Here is a 17771-nt window from a genome sequence, read left to right as displayed (position 1 = left end):
TTTTAACTTTAAATAATATTTTAAACATTTCCTCGTTTAGTGAATAAATGATATTTTTGAACCATAAAAATTAATAATCAAAAAAACTATGAAAAAAATGTTTTCGTCACTTGCAGTGATCTTCTTGATGTCTGCAAATGGTTTTGCGCAGAATATTCCTATGGATCCTTCTGTAAAAACGGGTACACTTCCAAACGGAATGAAGTACTATATCAAAAAAAACACGCTACCCGAAAAGAAAGTAGATTTCAGATTGGCAATCAATGCGGGATCTATTCTTGAGGATGAAAACCAGAGAGGTTTGGCTCACTTTATGGAGCATATGAACTTTAATGGGACAAAAAATTTCCCTGATAACAAATTAGTCGACTTTCTACAGTCAATCGGGGTAAAATTCGGACAACATTTAAATGCTTACACAAGTTTCGACGAAACGGTTTACATGCTTCCGGTTCCTTTGGACAAGCCTGGAAATCTTGATGCAGGTCTTAAAGTTATGGAAGACTGGGCATTCAATGCGACACTTTCCGATGAGCAGATCAATAAAGAAAGAGGCGTTGTTTTGGAGGAATTAAGGCTTGGTTTGGGCGCTGATAAAAGAATGTCGGACAAATACCTTCCGAAATTATTGTACAAATCTCAGTATGCAGAGAGGCTTCCGATCGGGAAAAAAGAAATTCTGGAAAATTTTAAGCCGGATGTGATCAGACAGTTCCATAAAGATTGGTACAGACCAGATTTAATGGCGATTGTAGTGGTTGGAGATGTGAATGTAGATGAAGTTGAAAAGAAAATTAAGGATAATTTCAGTAAATATAAAAACCCTTCAAAGCCGAGAGAAAGAAAAACTTTTGATCTTCCTAATCACAAAGAAACTTTAGTAGCAATTGAAACAGATCCGGATGCGACAAGTTCTGTGGTTCAGTTTATTATGAAAGATTCTGAGGCGTATCAACCAGACGTTACTGTTGAGCAATACAACCAAAGTATTATTGAAGATCTTACTTCAACGATGCTGAACAACAGATTGAGAGAATTAATAAATTCAAATAATCCGCCTTTCACTTACGGTTCTGTATATCATGGTGGAACTTACGCGAGAAGTAAAGAAGGTTTCCAGGGATTTGCAATGGTAAAAGAAGGAAATCAGATCAATGCTTTGAAAGTTCTTTTGGAAGAAACTGAAAGAGCAAAAAAATTCGGGTTTACTCAAACTGAACTTGATAGAGCAAAAGCTCAGACTTTATCAAATATGGAAAGAACTTACAACAACCGCGACAAAACAGAAAGTGCAATGTTGGTGGATGAATATGTAAGAAACTTCCTTGAACAAGAACCGATGCCTGGAATTGCCTGGGAATATGAAGATACTAAGAAGTTTTTACCTTCTGTAACACTGGCTCAAACTAATGAGATTATCAAAAAATTTGTAAAGGATGACAGCAGAGTAGTGGTAATCACGGGACCTAAAAAAGATAACGTTCAGATGCCGACGGAAGCAATGGTGATGAATACTTTTGAAGGAGTGAAAATGGCAAACCTTAAACCTTACGAAGAGAAAGCAACTATTAAAAATTTAGTAAAACCATTCAAATCTGAAGGAAAAATTACTAAAACAGAAACGGATGCCAAATTAGGAACTACAACTTGGACATTAGGCAACGGTGCAAAAGTGACTTTCAAAAAAACAGACTTTAAAGATGATGAAATTGTTTTCTCAGCTAGAAGTATGGGAGGAAGTTCATTGATTAACGATGCAGATTACAATAAAACTCAATTTGCTTTCCCGGCATTAGCTGATGCGGGTGTAAACGGTTATTCAAAATCTGATCTTACGAATTATCTAGCCGGAAAACAGGTTAATGTAAATCCTTCCGTAGGTCCTTATTATGAAGGTCTTTCAGGAAGAACGACTCAGAAAGATCTTGGAACTGCGTTGGAGCTGATGTATGCTTATTTTACAGGATTAAATTACAATACGGATTCATTTAATGCTTACAAAACAAAGCAGTCTGCAATGTTGGATAATTTATTGTCGAACCCGCAATTCTATTTTTCGAATGAGCATGCAAAATTCATGAATCAGAAAAACCCAAGATTCATAGGAATTATTCCAATGGAAAAAGAATGGGCAAATACAGATTATAAAAAAGCGTACGATATTTACAAGGAAAAATTTGCAAACGCAGGAAACTTCCAGTTTTATTTTGTAGGAAATATTGATGAAGCTAAATTTAAAAATGAAGTTTTACAATATATCGCAAGTTTGCCTTCAACAGGAAAATCTACGAATTATAAAGATACAGGTTACAGACAAACGACTGGAGATTTTGTCAAAACATATAAAAAAGGGAAAGATCCTAAGAGTATGGTAACGATTTCTTACGCAGGAGAAACTCCTTACAACGAAAAAGAAGCTTTAGCATTAACGGCTCTTGGTGAAGTTGCTACGATTAAAGTGATTGAAAAATTAAGAGAAGACGAAAGTGGAATCTATGGTGGCGGAGCAAGAGGTACAATGTCTAAAGTTCCTTATAGCACTTACAGCTTCAGTATTAATTTTCCTTGTGGACCGGAAAATGCAGAAAAGCTTACAAAAAGTGCGATCGCGGAACTTCAGAAGTTAATTGATAAAGGTCCTGAGCAAAAAGATCTTGACAAATACAAAGAGGGAGAAATGAACGATTACAATACAAGAATTAAAGATAATATGTATTGGATGAACTCATTGACGAGAAATCAATATGATGGAAGTGATAAATACGAAATCTTAAATTATAAAGATAAAGTAAATGCATTGACAGTAAAAGATCTTCAGGATGTTGCGAAAAAATATCTTACAAAAAGTAAAATTGTAGCGACATTGATGCCGGAAGACGGTTGGGAAAATGCCAAAAAAGATGAAGCAAAAGTAGAAACAGCTGTTATAAAAGCTGGAGCAGGAAACTAATCAACTTTTTATTAAATAAAAACCGTCCTGTAGAATTTACGGGACGGTTTTATTTTTTTTAATATTGGAAAGAATTTTAGAAATTCTTGTATTCAACTAAGAACCATATTCTTTTTTCCATTCATCAGCTACTTCACTCAGAACTTCATAGAATTCTTCACCATACTTTCTGATCAAAGGAGTTTTCAGGAATTTATAAACAGGAACTTGTAATTCTTTTCCTAAAGTACATGCATCGCTGCATACACTCCATACATCATAATTCAATGCTTTGAACGTAGAATATTCTTTTACACGAATCGGGTAAAGGTGGCATGAGATAGGCTTTTGCCAGTCAATCGCACCATCTTCGTATGCTTTCTCAATTCCACATTTTGTAATACCTCTTTCGTCGAAAGTTACATAAGCACATTCACGATTATCAACCATTGGAGTTACGTACATTCCGTCAATTGGATCAGTCGTCCATGTTCCGATTTCTTCAACGGATTTAATGCCTTCAGGAGTAAGATAAGGCTTAATTTTATCAAAAATAGTATCTAAAATTTCCAATTCATCTTTATCCAATGGCGCTCCTACATCGCCTTCCACGCAACATGCACCTTTACATTTCGAAAGGTTGCAAACAAACTCTTCAGAAAAAATATCTTCGGAGATCAATTTATCGTCTATCTGAATCATAATCTTTTTTAAAATAAATCAAAATAAGTTCCGGCTTTAAAACCGATTAAACTAAAAATAATCAACCACAAGCTTACTTCCTGCATCCAGTATTTTGGCAAAAATTTCAACATTCTGCTGATAATAATTGTTGAAGGAAAGGCAAGAAGAAGTAAGTATTCATAACTTTTATTCATGTAAAGAATAATAGTAACCAGCTGTGCCACAGAAAAAACCAATAAAAAAGTGTATTTGTATCGGCTTATAGGGCTCTTTTTATTATAATTTCTAAAATGGTCGTACACTGCGTAGATCAACATTAATACAACAGGAATTAAAGGAATTAATTCTGTATAATCTGTGATCGGTTTCATTTTTCCAAACGGAAAGTAATCGAGATTCCAATTGGTAAAATTAAAGAAAAACATCACCGAAAAATAGCTGAAAACAATTAAAATAATCCCCAGCAAAAATCTGAAAATATTTAGACCAATTCTTTCCGAAGTTGCAATTACGTGAATAATCACAAAAACCGCCATTGGCCAGGTTGTCGGAAGGAAAATAAAATTCAAAGCAACAATGGCTCCCACCAAAACATAAGATTTTTTTCTGATGTCTTCATTTGTACTTGTAAGAAGAAGCAAAAGAAACGAATTGGTAAGTAATGAGACGGCAATTCCTATGTCTAAATTCCCAGGATACAACCCAAAAATAAAAAATGTATACAAAAATAAAGGCAAATGCGTCTGATAATTGAGCGCAATGCTGTGAAAACAAAAATATCCCAATGCAATTCCCAAGAAAGTAATTCCTGCGATAATGCCCTCATAAGTGTTGAAATTCAAAAAGTTAAAAGTTATTACTATTAACAGAAGAAAACCAATATAAACAGGAATTGAAAAAATATTGCTTTCTTTTGAAAGTAATCTAAACATTTTTTATAAATTTGTACAAAGTTAATTTAAAAAAGGAAAATAATGACGTCTTTCTTTCTATTCTTAAGTAAAGTTTTCAAATGGTCTTTCGGTTTTTACGATACATTTGGAAACGTTTTAAACTGGATCTTGTTTACAGTTTGCTGCGTATTGTTCACTTACTGGTGCTACGTTTTAGTTGTTACATTGGGTGGCAATAAAGATAAAGACTATTTTTCCCCTACGGAAGGTAAGCATCCTTACTATGATCCGAATATCTACAAAAAAGAAGGTTAATTAATTGGTTATATAGTAAAAAGCCGATCAAATTTTTATTTGGTCGGCTTTTTTATATTAACGATTAAAATTAAATTTTTAATTTAGTCATGAATCGGAAGCACCAAAACAGGAATACTTGAATCTTTTGTGATTCCTTTAGTTAAGCTTCCTACGAAAACATCGTAAATTCCGCTTCTTCCATGCGATCCCATCACAATGAAATCTGCGTTTTTTGCTTTAGAATGCTCCAGAATAATATCTTTCGCAAGACCTTGTTTTAAAAGATGTTCGCAATCTACTTCATGGGCAAGAATTCTCTGTTCGATTTTGTTTAGCTGAACCAATTCTTCCCGGATCTCATTTTCTTCAACCTCCGGAAAATATTGAAATCCCATATCTCCGATAGCGAAACCAATATCCGAAGGAGCCACATGAATCAGGAAAATTTTACCATTTACCTGTTTTGCGAATTTTACTGCACCTTCTACAAGTTGTTCTGTTTTATCCCCAAAATCTACGGGTACTACAATATTTATCATAACCTTTAACTTTGTTTACTAAAGATAGGAAAATTATGCCAAAAGTTATGTTAAATTACTTATAATATTCGGATGTCAAGAATTTTTTCATCTTCAAGGTAAGCTTCAAGAATGTCGTTTTCTTCAACTTTTCCGACACCTTTTGGAGTTCCTGTAAAAATTAAATCTCCGACTCTCAACGTAAAATATTGTGAAACAAAAGCAATAATATCATCAATCGTGAAGATCATGTCTTTTGTATTTCCATCCTGAACTTTTTCTTTGTTTTTTAATAATGAAAAATTCAGAGACTCAAGATTATAATTCTCTTTTTTGAAGAAGTTTCCAACCACTGCAGAACCATCAAAACCTTTTGCCAATTCCCAAGGCAAACCTTTAGATTTTAGTTCACTTTGAAGATCTCGTGCCGTAAAATCGATTCCCAATCCTATTTCTTCATAATGTTTGTGTGCCATTTCTTTCTGGATATATTTTCCACCTTTTGAAATTTTCACGACAACTTCCAGTTCATAATGAACATCATTGGAAAATTCAGGAATGTAAAAATCGTTTCCTTTCAAAACGGCTGTATCCGGCTTCATAAAAATTACCGGACTTTCAGGAATTTCGTTTCCCAATTCTTTTGCGTGTTCACCGTAATTTCTTCCTATGCAGATTATTTTCATAATTATTTAAAATTTTTAATGGGTAAATTCATTTCCACAGTAATAACAAACGAACTTATGACTTGTAAGAATCGAAATTCCAAAGAAACTTGTGGCACTGTCGTCTCTGTAAATATGATTGGAGCCGCATTTCGGGCATACAAAATCAAACTCAGGGTTTTCGATTGTATGTTCTACTTCCAATGAAAATTCTTCATTTTCTTTATAATCCTGTAAAGCCTGATTCGCTTTTTCCAGATCTTCTTCAAAAACCTGCAGCTGAATTCCGCCAACTGCCTGAGAAAGCAACCAATCAGTCTGGATCAGCTGTTCATTCGCAATAAAGCTGTTGATTCCGCTTTCCGCCAGAATTTGTTTGTCCCGATTGGCTTGAAGCGCAGTTTCGTAGAATTTGAATTTAACCAGTTCGCTCATTTAAAATTTGCTTGATAATTGAATTTTAGTAAAAACTTTCTTTGTATATAATGGAAAATCAGCATTTTGAAGCCATCCGTAATATCCAAGATCTTTCTTGAAAACAGCTTTTACACCTTGCCCTTTATATTTTCCAAAGTTGAAAACTTCCTCACTTTTATCATTATACCCGATAAAACCTGCCAAATCTGCATTTTTATTATGGAATGTAAACTCGCTTAATTGTGCAATTTCATTAGGAATATCATCATATTTTCCAACTTGTGCATCCAAAACGTCGAAAGTTGCCATCACATCAGCTTCTGCAGAATGGGCATTTTCCAATGTTTTTCCACAATAAAACTGATACGCAGCGCCTAAATTTCTAGGTTCCTTTTTATGGAAAATTGTCTGTGCATCGACTAATTTAAACTTACTAAGATCAAAATCAAAATCAGCACGAAGTAATTCTTCAGCTAATAAAGGAACATCAAATCGGTTAGAATTAAAACCTCCCAAATCTGCGCCAGTAATCATTTCAACCACTTTAGAAGCAATTTCTCTGAAAGTCGGAGCATCTTTTACGTCTTCATCATAAATTCCGTGGATCTCGCTGCATTCTTTTGGGATTGGCATTTCAGGATTTACTTTCCATGTTTTGCTTTCTCTTGATGCATCAGGATTTACTTTTAAAATACAGATTTCTACAATTCTGTCTTTTCCAATGTTGGTTCCTGTTGTTTCTAAATCAAAAATGCAAAGAGGTTTATATAGTTTTAAATTCATTTCTAATAATTTGAAAATGTGTTAATGTGATAAATTTTAAAGTGTTTTTTAATTTCTAATTAAGTTGTTTCTGAAACAAAATAGAAATTAAAATATAATAGATAATTACCATCGGAATTCCGACAGTTTTAAAGATAATCAAAATAATAATTGAGCCAATTAATAAAGCGACTTTCGGATAATTGTCCTGTAATTTCATCGATTTGAATTTCATTGCGATCATTTTTATAGGACTTATTAAAAGCCAAGAACAAAGAATAATCAAAATAATTAAGAAAATTTCATTATTAAATAAAAATTCGAAGCTTTGATTTTGTTTAAACGCATAATACAATCCGAAAATTAAAATAGTATTAGAAGGTGTATTCAATCCTTTAAAATAATATTTCTGGTCTTCATCCAAATTAAAAATAGCTAATCTTAAACAAGAAAAAAGCGTAACAAATAATCCTAAATATTTGATTTCGAAAGGTAATTCTGTTCCTAAAAATATCTTTCCAAAAGGTTCTAATGCTGCATACATCGTCAATCCCGGAACTAACCCAAAACTCACCATATCCGCCAAAGAATCAAGCTGAGTGCCCAAATTAGAATTCGCTTTCAAAGCTCTCGCTACAAAACCATCAAAAAAATCCAAGATCAAAGAGAGAATAATGCATACTGCAGTCGTTTGATAATCACCCAAAATCAAATGGATCGCGCCTATACAACCGGAAAACAGATTTCCAAGTGTGATTGCGTTAGCAAGATTATTTTTAATAAAACTCATAGATGCAAAATTAAAACATTATATTAATGTAGCAATCCAACAACGTAACAAAGTTTTAAGGAATAATTATGAACAAATTGGCTGATTGTAACATTGATAAATTATTAAATTAATTTGAATTTAATGTAAATTTGCGCCATGAAATTGTTTAAAGAATTTAGAAGACAGGAAGTTCTGGTGCTTTTGTACAGAATTTTTTTAGCATATTTTTTCTATCAGATCGCAAGATTGCTGTTTTGGTATTTCAATAGAGATTTAATAAAGATAGATTCTGTTTCAGATTATTTCAGTCTTTCTTTTCACGGAATTGCGTTTGACACGACGGCGATCTTATATGTGAATGCTTTATTCATATTATTAAGTATCATTCCGATTGTTATTAATACAAAAAAAGTTTATCAGAAAGTACTTTTCTGGCTGTACTTTATCACAAACGGAATTGCCTATGCTATGAATTTCGGGGATATGGTTTATTTCAAGTTTTCCCAGATGAGATTGACTTCTGCGGCGCTTCAGGTGGCGCAACATGAAAATAATATTTTCAAAGTTTTCACATCTTCGATTGTACAGAATCCTTTTGTGCTGATCTGGTTTGTAGTTCTAATGTGGCTTTGGGTTTTCCTGTATAAAAGAGTAAAAGTCGAGGAAAATAAACCCGTAAAGCTGATTCCGTATTTTATATGGTCGATTCTTACGCTTTGTATTACGGCGGTTTTGGCGGTTGGCGGAATTCGCGGAGATTTCAAACATAGCACAAGACCAATCAATTTGGTTGATGCAAACCGTTTTGTTAAACTTCCTTCTCAGGGAAATATGGTTTTGAACAGTACATTTTCTTTTTTCAGAACATTAAATACGAATAATTTTAAGGAAGTTCATTTTGTTGATGAAAAATTTATTGATCAAAATATTCAGCCTTATAAAGAGTATGACAGAAAAGTTGCTAACAAACCAAATATTGTAATTTTCATCGTAGAATCCTTTGGAAGAGAATATTCCGGAGCTTTTAATAAAGATAAAAATATTAAAGATTACGTTTCTTACACGCCATTTATCGACAGTTTGGCGAATGAAAGTTTGATTTTTCCGAACACTTTTGCTAACGGAAGACAATCAATCCACGGAATGAGCTCTGTTTTGGCAGGAATTCCAAGCTTAACGGATGCATTTACAAGTTCACCGTATTCCAATCAAAAAATTCAGTCGATTGTATCGGTCTGCAATGAAATGGGATACGATACGTCTTTCTATCATGGCGCTCCGAATGGTTCTATGGGATTTTTAGGCTTTGGAAATATTCTTGGTTTTAAACACTATTTCGGCAAGACAGAATATAATAATGATGCAGATTTCGATGGAATCTGGGCAATTTGGGACGAACCGTTTTTACAATATTTTGCTAAAAATGTAGGAAAAACACAGCCTTTTATGACGACGGTTTTCACGGCTTCCTCGCATCATCCTTTTAAAATTCCTGAAAAATATAACGGAAAATTTAAAAAAGGGAAAAGTCAAATGCATGAGCCGATTCAATATACGGATTATTCTATTAAAAAGTATTTTGAAACAGCGAAAAAGCAACCTTGGTACAACAATACAATTTTTGTTTTCACAGGAGATCACACTAATGAAATTTATTATCCTGAATATGATAAAGCAATGAATCGTTTTGCAGTTCCTTTGATTTTTTATTCTCCCAATCCTGAATATAAATTAAAAGGCGTGAATCAGGAATTGACTCAACAGATTGACATTTATCCAACTTTGGCAGATTTAATTGGTTACAACAAAAAAATTAGAAGCTGGGGAAGAAGTCTGGTAAGCGAAAAACAATATTCGCCAATTATTGCGAATTCTGACGGAACGGTTGAGCAATTTATCATCGGAAATTATATTTATCGTTTCGATGGAAAAGAAATCATTGGAATTTTTGATAAAACAGATTTAGGCTTAGAAAAAAATCTGATGGATCAGCTAAAAAATAATACTGAAGTACAAAAAGGAAAACAAATTGCAAAGGCTTGGTATCAGGATTATATGAACAGAGTTATTAATAGAAAAATGTATTAGTAGTTAGCAAATGTCAAATGCAAATAATTGGTACATCTATTGTAATATATGCCTTGTATAATAAAATTTTTTGTTGGTGTGAAATTAATTTATATTTTTAACAGTAAATAGACAACGAAATTATTTTATTGAAATTAAAACTATAAGAAATATGAAAAAATTATTATTAACATTCGTTCTTTCGTTATTTGGAGTAATGACATTTGCTCAGATCGAAGGAAAATGGAAAACAATAGATGATGAAACAAAACAGGCAAAGTCTATCGTAGAAATCTATAAAAAAGGAGATCAGTATTTTGGGAAAGTTTCCCAGTTATTGATAAAGCCTGCAAATCCTAACTGTGTAGACTGTAAGGATGACAGAAAAAACAAGCCTATTTTAGGTATGGAAATTATCAGAGGTCTGAAAAAAGACGGAGATGAATTCACTGGAGGTACAATTACAGATCCTAAAACTGGTAAAACTTACAAATGTACGATCACAAGAAGTGGAGACAACCTGAATGTAAGAGGATATGTAGGATTATCTTTCATCGGAAGATCGCAGACTTGGCAAAAAGTTAATTAATTATATTAAATAAAAGTAATAAGCGGCATTTCATTCAAATGAAGTGTCGTTTTTGTATGTAAATAATAAAAAAACACTATTTTTGTACTCTAAATTTTTCAAATAAATATGGCAGAATATACTTTTCGTGAGGTAATTGCACAGGCAATGAGCGAGGAAATGCGTAAAGACGAATCCATCTTTTTAATGGGGGAGGAAGTTGCAGAATACAACGGTGCATATAAAGCTTCAAAAGGAATGCTTGATGAATTTGGTCCTAAGAGAGTAATCGATACACCTATTGCTGAGCTTGGTTTTACAGGGATTGCTGTAGGAGCTGCGATGAATGGGAACAGACCAATTGTAGAGTATATGACATTCAATTTCTCATTGGTTGGTATCGATCAGATTATCAATAATGCGGCTAAGATCCGCCAGATGAGCGGCGGTCAGTGGAATTGTCCTATTGTTTTCCGTGGTCCTACCGCTTCTGCAGGTCAGTTGGGTGCTACTCACTCTCAGGCTTTTGAAAACTGGTTTGCAAACATTCCGGGTCTTAAAGTAGTAGTTCCATCAAACCCTTACGATGCGAAAGGATTGTTGAAAACAGCTATTCAGGATAATGATCCTGTAATTTTCATGGAATCTGAACAGATGTACGGAGATAAAATGGAAATTCCTGAGGAGGAATATTACTTACCAATTGGGAAGGCAGATATCAAGAGAGAAGGAACTGATGTGACTTTGGTTTCTTTCGGAAAAATCATGAAATTAGCTATTCAGGCAGCTGAGGATTTGGCTAAAGAAGGTATTTCTGTAGAAGTTATCGATCTTAGAACTGTGCGTCCTTTGGATTATGATACAGTTTTAACTTCCGTTAAAAAAACAAACAGACTGGTTGTTTTGGAAGAAGCTTGGCCATTTGGTTCAGTAGCTTCTGAAATTACATATATGGTTCAGCAGAAAGCATTTGATTATTTGGATGCTCCAATCAAGAGAATTACTACTCCTGATGCTCCTGCACCTTATTCAGCTGCACTATTTGCAGAATGGTTCCCAAAACTTGAAAAAGTAAAAGAGGAAATCAAAAAAGCAATGTACGTAAAGTAATTACATGATTATAGAGAAAAACTTCCGAAAGGAAGTTTTTTCATTTATTCTATTCATGGATAAAAGTTCATGGGGTTATAAATTTGATTTAAATTTGCGCTTTTAAAAATAAAATCAGCTGGTATGGCAGAAGTTACAGAAGGCGGTCATCATTTTGACATTAAGAAGCTTTCTTTCATTGGTGTTTTAGTTTCTCTGGGAATCGTTTTTGGAGATATCGGTACTTCACCGCTTTACGTAATGAAAGCAATCGTGAACGCAAGGGAAAGCGGAAGTACGATGCCTTTCAATGAATACATCGAAGGAGCTCTTTCCTGTATTATTTGGACGCTTACTCTTCAGACGACGATTAAGTACGTTATTATTGCTTTACGAGCAGATAACAAAGGAGAAGGTGGTATTTTGGCATTATTCTCTTTAGTTAAAAATCTGAAAAAAGGCTGGCTGTATCTCATTGCAATTGTAGGAGCAGCAGCACTTATTGCAGATGGTGTAATTACGCCTTCATTAACGGTGATGTCCGCTATTGAAGGGCTTGAGATTTATAATCCGCATACACCGGTAGTTCCTATTACCATTGGAATTTTGATTATAATTTTTGTTGTTCAGCAGTTTGGAACAAGTTTTATCGGAAAATTTTTCGGACCTGTGATGGTGATCTGGTTCTTGGTTTTGGGAGGATTAGGATTATCACATTTAAGCGAGAACTTCGAGATCTTAAGGTCTTTCAACCCTTATTATGCTTATAAACTTATTGTAAATTCGCCAAGCGCGATTGTGATTTTAGGAGCTGTTTTCCTGTGTACGACGGGAGCAGAGGCTCTTTACTCAGATTTGGGACATTGTGGTGCGAAAAATATCAGAGTAAGCTGGGCATTTGTAAAGATCATGTTGATTTTAAACTATCTTGGACAAGGAGCTTGGCTTTTAACAAATTATGGAAAACCTGGTTTTGCTGTAATTAATCCTTTTTTCGGAATTCTTGAGGAATGGATGGTTGTTCCGGGAGTAATTTTGGCAACTGCAGCAGCAATTATTGCGAGTCAGGCGTTGATTACGGGATCGTTTACGATCTTCTCTGAAGCAATGTCGCTGAATTTATGGCCAAATCAGAAAATTGATTATCCTTCCGGGGTAAAAGGACAGATGTATATTCCAAGAATTAACTGGGGATTACTTATTCTGTGTGTTATCGTAGTTCTTCACTTTAAAGAATCTGGTAAAATGGAAGCGGCTTATGGTCTTTCGATTACTGTTACGATGTTGATGACGACCATTTTATTAATGTTCTGGCTGTTAAAACATAGAGTGAATAAGGGATTGATCCTTGTGTTTGCTTTGGTATATATGTCGATTGAATTAGGATTTTTCAGTGCGAATATCATTAAATTCTTCGACGGAGGTTGGATTACAGTGATTTTAGCAGGATTTATCGGAGTTTGTATGTATGCTTGGTATAATGGTAGATCTATTAAAACAAAATTCATCAAATTCATCAAATTAGAGAATTATATTCCTATTATTAAGGATATGAAGCTGGATGAAACTATTCCAAAATATGCTACAAACTTAGCTTACCTGAGCCGTGCAAAAAGAAATGATGAAATTGAATCGAAAATTATTTATTCAATCATTAAGAAACAACCAAAGAGAGCAGATCATTATTTTATCTTGACGATTACCAATCAGGAAGATCCATATACTTTCAAATATGCAGTGGATGAGGTTCTTCCGGGAACGATTTATAAAATTAATTTCATGTTAGGATTTAAGATCGACAGAAGAATTAATGATTATTTTGACATGGTGATGAGGGATTTAATGGCAGACGGAACAATTCCTTCAAGAAGTAGCCATCCTTCGCTGAGAGCACACAATATTCCGCCGGATATGAAGTATGTAATTATAGACAATACCTATATCAACGATATACTTCTTACTGTAAAAGAGAAAATTATACTGAATATCTACAATTTTGTTAAATATATTGGTAGTGATGATTTCAAAGCGTGGGGTATCACTTCGCACAATGTAGTGGTAGAATCTGCGCCTATGACGGAGGATTGTGTTGGAAATTCTAAAATCCAGCAATGTGAATTCATTCGTCATAACAGTTAAATTCTTTAACATTATGTTACAATATTTATTTAAATAAAAATCGATAAATTTGTAGATAATTTTTTTGATGGATACTATACAAAAAGAAAAAAATATTGCGCTTATTAAGGATGTTCTAAGAAACTATTTATTAGAAAAAGGTTTCCGAAACACTCCTGAACGATATACAATATTAGAAGAAATTTATAATATGGATCATCACTTCAATGTTGATGATCTGTATCTTTTGATGCTGCAGAAAAAATATCATGTTTCCAAAGCAACAATTTACAATACTATTGAGATTTTCCTTGATGCGGGATTAATTCGTAAGCATCAGTTCGGAGAAAAAACATTAACGTCTTCTTCTTACGAAAAGTCTTATTTTGATAAACAACATGATCATTTGGTGATCTATAAAAAAGACTCAGACAAGGAGATCGAAGAGATCATTGAGTTTTGTGACCCAAGAATTCAAGGTATCAAAGAAGCAATTGAAGAGGCATTTGGCGTAAAAATTGATTCTCATTCGCTGTATTTTTATGGTACTAAGAATGATTAATCAATGAGACTGATTTTTGTTTTATTAGTTTTTATTTCAACTTTTGCTTTTGCGCAGGATCAGCCGAAATCTTTGCAGAAAGATCCGTATTTTACACCTGCGACAACCCCGAAAAAAAATGCTCCACCTGCGGAAAAGGTGAAGCATATCCATTCTGATGAATTGAGAAAGGATGATAAGTATGATGGAAATAATTATTTTACGGGAAATGTTCAGTTTTCACATCAAGGTTCTTTGTTGAATGCAGATTTGGTAATTGTTTATGAAGAGCAAAACTTTATAAAAGCAATTGGAAATGTAAAACTTCAAAATGCAGACGGTTCTGTAATTACAGCGGATGAAATGGAGTACGACGGCAATACCCAACGTGGGATTGCTCGAAAAAATGTAGTTCTTACAGATCCGAAAGGCACGGTCATTAAAACTGAAACAATGTATTATGACAAAGTTTCAAATCAGGCTTATTATAATACGGGAGGTACAATCAATGACGGAAAAAGTACAACGTATGCAAAATCTGCAACTTATTTTTTGACAACGCGTACAATCGATCTTACAGGAAGAGTGAAGATTGAAGATGCTCAATATGTTTTGGAAGGAGATAATGTTGTTCAGCATCAAAATACAAATATTGTAGATATTAACGGTCCTACAGTAATTACCAACAAGAAAAATCCTCTAAACCGTATCGTTACAGATAAAGGGAATTATAATACAAATACTAAGGAAGCTTTCTTATATAAAAATTCAAAAGTTTATTATAATAATAAGATTCTTACGGGTGACGAAATGTATTATAACCAGTTGACTGGTTTTGGGAAGGCAACAGGAAATGTAACATTGGATGATCCTAATGAAAGAAGATGGATAAAGGGAGGTTACGGAGAGATTTACGAAAAGAAAGACTCTGCAATGATGACCAAAAATCCTTATGCAGTAAAAGCTTTAGAAAAAGATTCAATGTATTTTGCAGCAGAAAAAATTCTTTCTTTCCAGCGACCGGATCCTGCGGATATTAAAGTTAAAAAAAGTTTCCTTCGAGCATTCAGAAAAGGAAGGTTTTATAAATCAAATGCACAGGGAAGAGCAGATTCTATTGCTTTTAATGAAACAGACGGAGTTCTTCACATGTACAAAGATCCAATTCTTTGGAGCAACGGAAAGCAGGTTACAGGAGACAAAGTGGAGGCTTACTTTAATACAGAAAAAGAAAACATAGATTCTTTAAAAGTTCTTGGAAATGCTTTCGCTATTAGTAAAGTTGATTCCCTGAATATGAAAGACGAATTCAATCAGGTAAAAGGGAAATTAATGACAATTTACTATGGTGAAGATAATAATATTAAGGAAGCAAAAGTAATCGGAAACGCTCAGTCAATCACATATTCTGATGATGAGAATGAAGAGACAAAGGAAAAAGAAAGAATTGGTATCTCTCTTACTTCTTGTGGAATTATAGACGCGATTTTTGAAGAAAAAATGTTGTATGTCGTAGCTTGTAATATCGGAGCGAATTCAGATACCTATCCGATGAGTAAAATAGAACCTGCAAAAAGAAAATTCCCGGATTTCAATTGGAATACAAAAGACAGGATCTTAAAATGGAGGGATATTCTCGTTGATACGCCTAATTATGAAGAAGTAAAATATTCGACTGATAATGATCTATACGATAAAGCGCAGGAAGCAATCGAAAAAGAAAAAGCCAAAGAAGAAGCCAAAAAACCTAAACGTGTAAGGCGATAATTCACTTTTCATTACGAAATTTCAGAAAAAATATATTAATTCACCATTTTCTTCATTGGAAATGGTGAATTATTTTATAAAAATCCCTTAAAATAAAGGTCATAACTGCTGTTTAAGTGTTAAAATTTAAAATTTTCAGAGTGAATTTATTCAAAATCTAGTGAATTCAAAAGCCTCATGGCAATTATGTTTTTCTGTTGATTTATATTCATTAAATGTTGAATTAGTTTTTTATATCGATACCTAAACTAAATATTTTTTAAAGAATGTGTATTTTGAATCTTTTTTTTATATATATTTATCACAGAAATATATGAAACTATATTAATATTTTGTGATTTGGTGGTATCGCTTACGGATTTTACTGTGAGCGATTTTTTTATTCTATCAGGATTGTTTCAGAGTTTGGCGAATGTTTTTTAGCTTTGCTAAAATTTTTCAGGAAAATGGAAATGCAAAAAGATTTTTTTATATATCAGGCTCAAACGACAAAGTTTGCAGCAGGTTTTGAAGTTGAAAAAGCAGAAGGAAGTTATATTTATGGAAAAGACGGAAGAAAATATCTGGATTTTGTAGCAGGAGTCTCAGCAAATACTTTGGGACATTCTCATCCGAAAGTTGTAAATGCCATAAAAGAACAGGCACAAAAATATCTTCACGTAATGGTTTACGGAGAATATGCTCAGGAAAAACCGGTAGCGTTATGTAGACTTTTGGCGGAAGCAACTCCTGATCCCTTAGAAATTACATATTTGGTAAATAGTGGTGCTGAAGCCATTGATGGAAGCTTGAAATTAGCAAAAAGATACACCGGAAGAGAAGAGATTGTTTCTTTTAAAGATTCTTATCACGGAAATACGCATGGAGCTTTAAGTGTTTCGGGAAATGAAACGCACAAAAGAGAATTCCGCCCTTTGCTGCCGATGGTTTCCTTCATTGAATTTAATAATGAAAATGATTTTGATAAGATCACAGAAAAAACCGCCTGTGTTATTTTGGAAACAATTCAGGGAGCGGCTGGTTTCTTAGTTCCAAATGATGATTATTTAATTAAGTTAAAAAAGAGATGTGAAGAAGTCGGAGCTCTTTTAATTCTTGATGAAATTCAGCCGGGATTCGGAAGAACAGGAAAATTATTTTCTTTTGAACATTTCGGAATTGTTCCCGATATCTTGGTGATGGGAAAAGGAATGGGAGGCGGCGTTCCTGTAGGAGCTTTTATGAGTTCAAGAGAAATCATGGAAACTTTGGCGCACTCTCCAAAATTAGGACATATTACAACGTTTGGAGGAAACCCTTTGATTGCAGCTTCCAGTCATGCTACTTTAAAAGAAGTTTTGGAAAGCGGTTTAATGGATGAAGTTGACGAAAAAGAAAAATTGTACAGAGAACTTTTAGTTCATCCTAAAATAAAAAATATTAATGGAAAAGGTTTGATGTTAGCTGTAAATCTTGGTTCACCGGAATATACTTTAAAGGTTGCAAAAAGATGTATGGATAAAGGTCTGATCGTTTTCTGGCAATTATACAGAAATGAATATTTAAGAATTTCTCCGCCACTGACGATTTCAAAAGAAGAAATAACAGAGGGATGTAAGATTATTCTTGATGTCCTGAATGAAAATTAAAACAAAAAGCTCTTCTTCTGAAGAGTTTTTTTATGCAAAAAAGTGGTGTTATTCTA

At 33.6% G+C, this 17771-nt stretch carries 16 protein-coding genes; 9 read left to right on the top strand and 7 right to left on the bottom strand.

Annotation, left to right across the window (positions count from 1 at the left end; all coding sequences use genetic code 11):
• The first annotated feature begins 88 nt into the window (after window positions 1-88).
• Window positions 89-2950: a M16 family metallopeptidase gene (locus tag ABD940_RS04615; protein ID WP_345200608.1), complete on the top strand. Its 2862-nt coding sequence runs from the start codon at window positions 89-91 to the stop codon at window positions 2948-2950.
• A 96-nt stretch (window positions 2951-3046) separates the two neighbouring features.
• On the opposite strand, the gene ABD940_RS04610 is transcribed toward ABD940_RS04615, so the two are convergent.
• Window positions 3047-3631, bottom strand: a complete 585-nt coding sequence (locus ABD940_RS04610) for a DUF3109 family protein (RefSeq protein ID WP_345200606.1) — start codon at window positions 3629-3631, stop codon at window positions 3047-3049.
• An 8-nt stretch (window positions 3632-3639) separates the two neighbouring features.
• Window positions 3640-4545 (bottom strand): DUF6427 family protein, encoded by a 906-nt coding sequence (locus ABD940_RS04605; RefSeq protein WP_345200605.1) that lies wholly within the window; start codon window positions 4543-4545, stop codon window positions 3640-3642.
• Window positions 4546-4587: 42 nt separating this feature from the next.
• Here ABD940_RS04605 and ABD940_RS04600 point away from each other — a divergent pair, with 42 nt between their 5' ends.
• On the top strand, window positions 4588-4821 hold the full coding sequence (locus ABD940_RS04600; protein ID WP_345200604.1) for a DUF6341 family protein: 234 nt from the start codon (window positions 4588-4590) through the stop codon (window positions 4819-4821).
• 83 nt (window positions 4822-4904) lie between these two features.
• Here the strand turns inward: ABD940_RS04600 and ABD940_RS04595 are convergent, their stop codons facing one another.
• From ABD940_RS04595 to ABD940_RS04575, 5 genes are read right to left on the bottom strand one after another with little or no spacing between them, the layout of a single operon-like run.
• Window positions 4905-5342, bottom strand: a complete 438-nt coding sequence (locus tag ABD940_RS04595) for a universal stress protein (RefSeq protein ID WP_345200603.1) — start codon at window positions 5340-5342, stop codon at window positions 4905-4907.
• Between the two features lie 59 nt (window positions 5343-5401).
• On the bottom strand, window positions 5402-6007 hold the full coding sequence (locus tag ABD940_RS04590; protein ID WP_345200602.1) for a fumarylacetoacetate hydrolase family protein: 606 nt from the start codon (window positions 6005-6007) through the stop codon (window positions 5402-5404).
• A gap of 15 nt (window positions 6008-6022) precedes the next feature.
• A complete protein-coding gene (locus ABD940_RS04585; protein ID WP_345200600.1) occupies window positions 6023-6421 on the bottom strand; it encodes a putative signal transducing protein in 399 nt (132 codons plus the stop codon).
• Window positions 6422-7186, bottom strand: a complete 765-nt coding sequence (locus ABD940_RS04580) for an exonuclease domain-containing protein (protein WP_345200599.1) — start codon at window positions 7184-7186, stop codon at window positions 6422-6424.
• Between the two features lie 55 nt (window positions 7187-7241).
• Window positions 7242-7955 carry a CDP-alcohol phosphatidyltransferase family protein gene (locus tag ABD940_RS04575; RefSeq protein ID WP_345200598.1) on the bottom strand — a complete coding sequence of 238 codons (714 nt, stop codon included), beginning with the start codon at window positions 7953-7955 and terminating at the stop codon, window positions 7242-7244.
• 138 nt (window positions 7956-8093) lie between these two features.
• Between ABD940_RS04575 and ABD940_RS04570 the strand changes: the two genes are divergently transcribed.
• From ABD940_RS04570 to ABD940_RS04540, 7 genes are all read left to right on the top strand, one after another.
• On the top strand, window positions 8094-10025 hold the full coding sequence (locus tag ABD940_RS04570) for an LTA synthase family protein (protein ID WP_345200597.1): 1932 nt from the start codon (window positions 8094-8096) through the stop codon (window positions 10023-10025).
• Window positions 10026-10176: 151 nt separating this feature from the next.
• Entirely contained in the window at window positions 10177-10593 is a 417-nt protein-coding gene (locus ABD940_RS04565; RefSeq protein ID WP_345200596.1) for a DUF2147 domain-containing protein, read from the top strand.
• A gap of 108 nt (window positions 10594-10701) precedes the next feature.
• The gene (locus ABD940_RS04560) at window positions 10702-11682 is read left to right on the top strand and encodes a pyruvate dehydrogenase complex E1 component subunit beta (protein ID WP_345200594.1); all 981 of its coding nucleotides are present in this window, start codon (window positions 10702-10704) and stop codon (window positions 11680-11682) included.
• A gap of 123 nt (window positions 11683-11805) precedes the next feature.
• Complete coding sequence (locus tag ABD940_RS04555; RefSeq protein ID WP_345200593.1) at window positions 11806-13800, top strand: KUP/HAK/KT family potassium transporter; 1995 nt, start codon at window positions 11806-11808, stop codon at window positions 13798-13800.
• Window positions 13801-13867: 67 nt separating this feature from the next.
• On the top strand, window positions 13868-14341 hold the full coding sequence (locus tag ABD940_RS04550) for a Fur family transcriptional regulator (RefSeq protein ID WP_072954526.1): 474 nt from the start codon (window positions 13868-13870) through the stop codon (window positions 14339-14341).
• Window positions 14342-14344: 3 nt separating this feature from the next.
• Window positions 14345-16087, top strand: coding sequence for an OstA-like protein (locus ABD940_RS04545; protein ID WP_345200592.1), 1743 nt, complete (start codon window positions 14345-14347; stop codon window positions 16085-16087).
• 452 nt (window positions 16088-16539) lie between these two features.
• Window positions 16540-17715: an aspartate aminotransferase family protein gene (locus tag ABD940_RS04540; protein WP_345200716.1), complete on the top strand. Its 1176-nt coding sequence runs from the start codon at window positions 16540-16542 to the stop codon at window positions 17713-17715.
• The last annotated feature ends 56 nt before the right edge of the window (window positions 17716-17771 follow it).

Source organism: Chryseobacterium ginsengisoli (genome assembly GCF_039542325.1).
In the GTDB taxonomy this organism is placed as follows: Bacteria; Bacteroidota; Bacteroidia; order Flavobacteriales; family Weeksellaceae; genus Chryseobacterium; species Chryseobacterium ginsengisoli.
The sequence above is the reverse complement of the archived record's forward strand: the minus strand, read 5'-3'. Positions and strand labels throughout refer to the sequence as shown.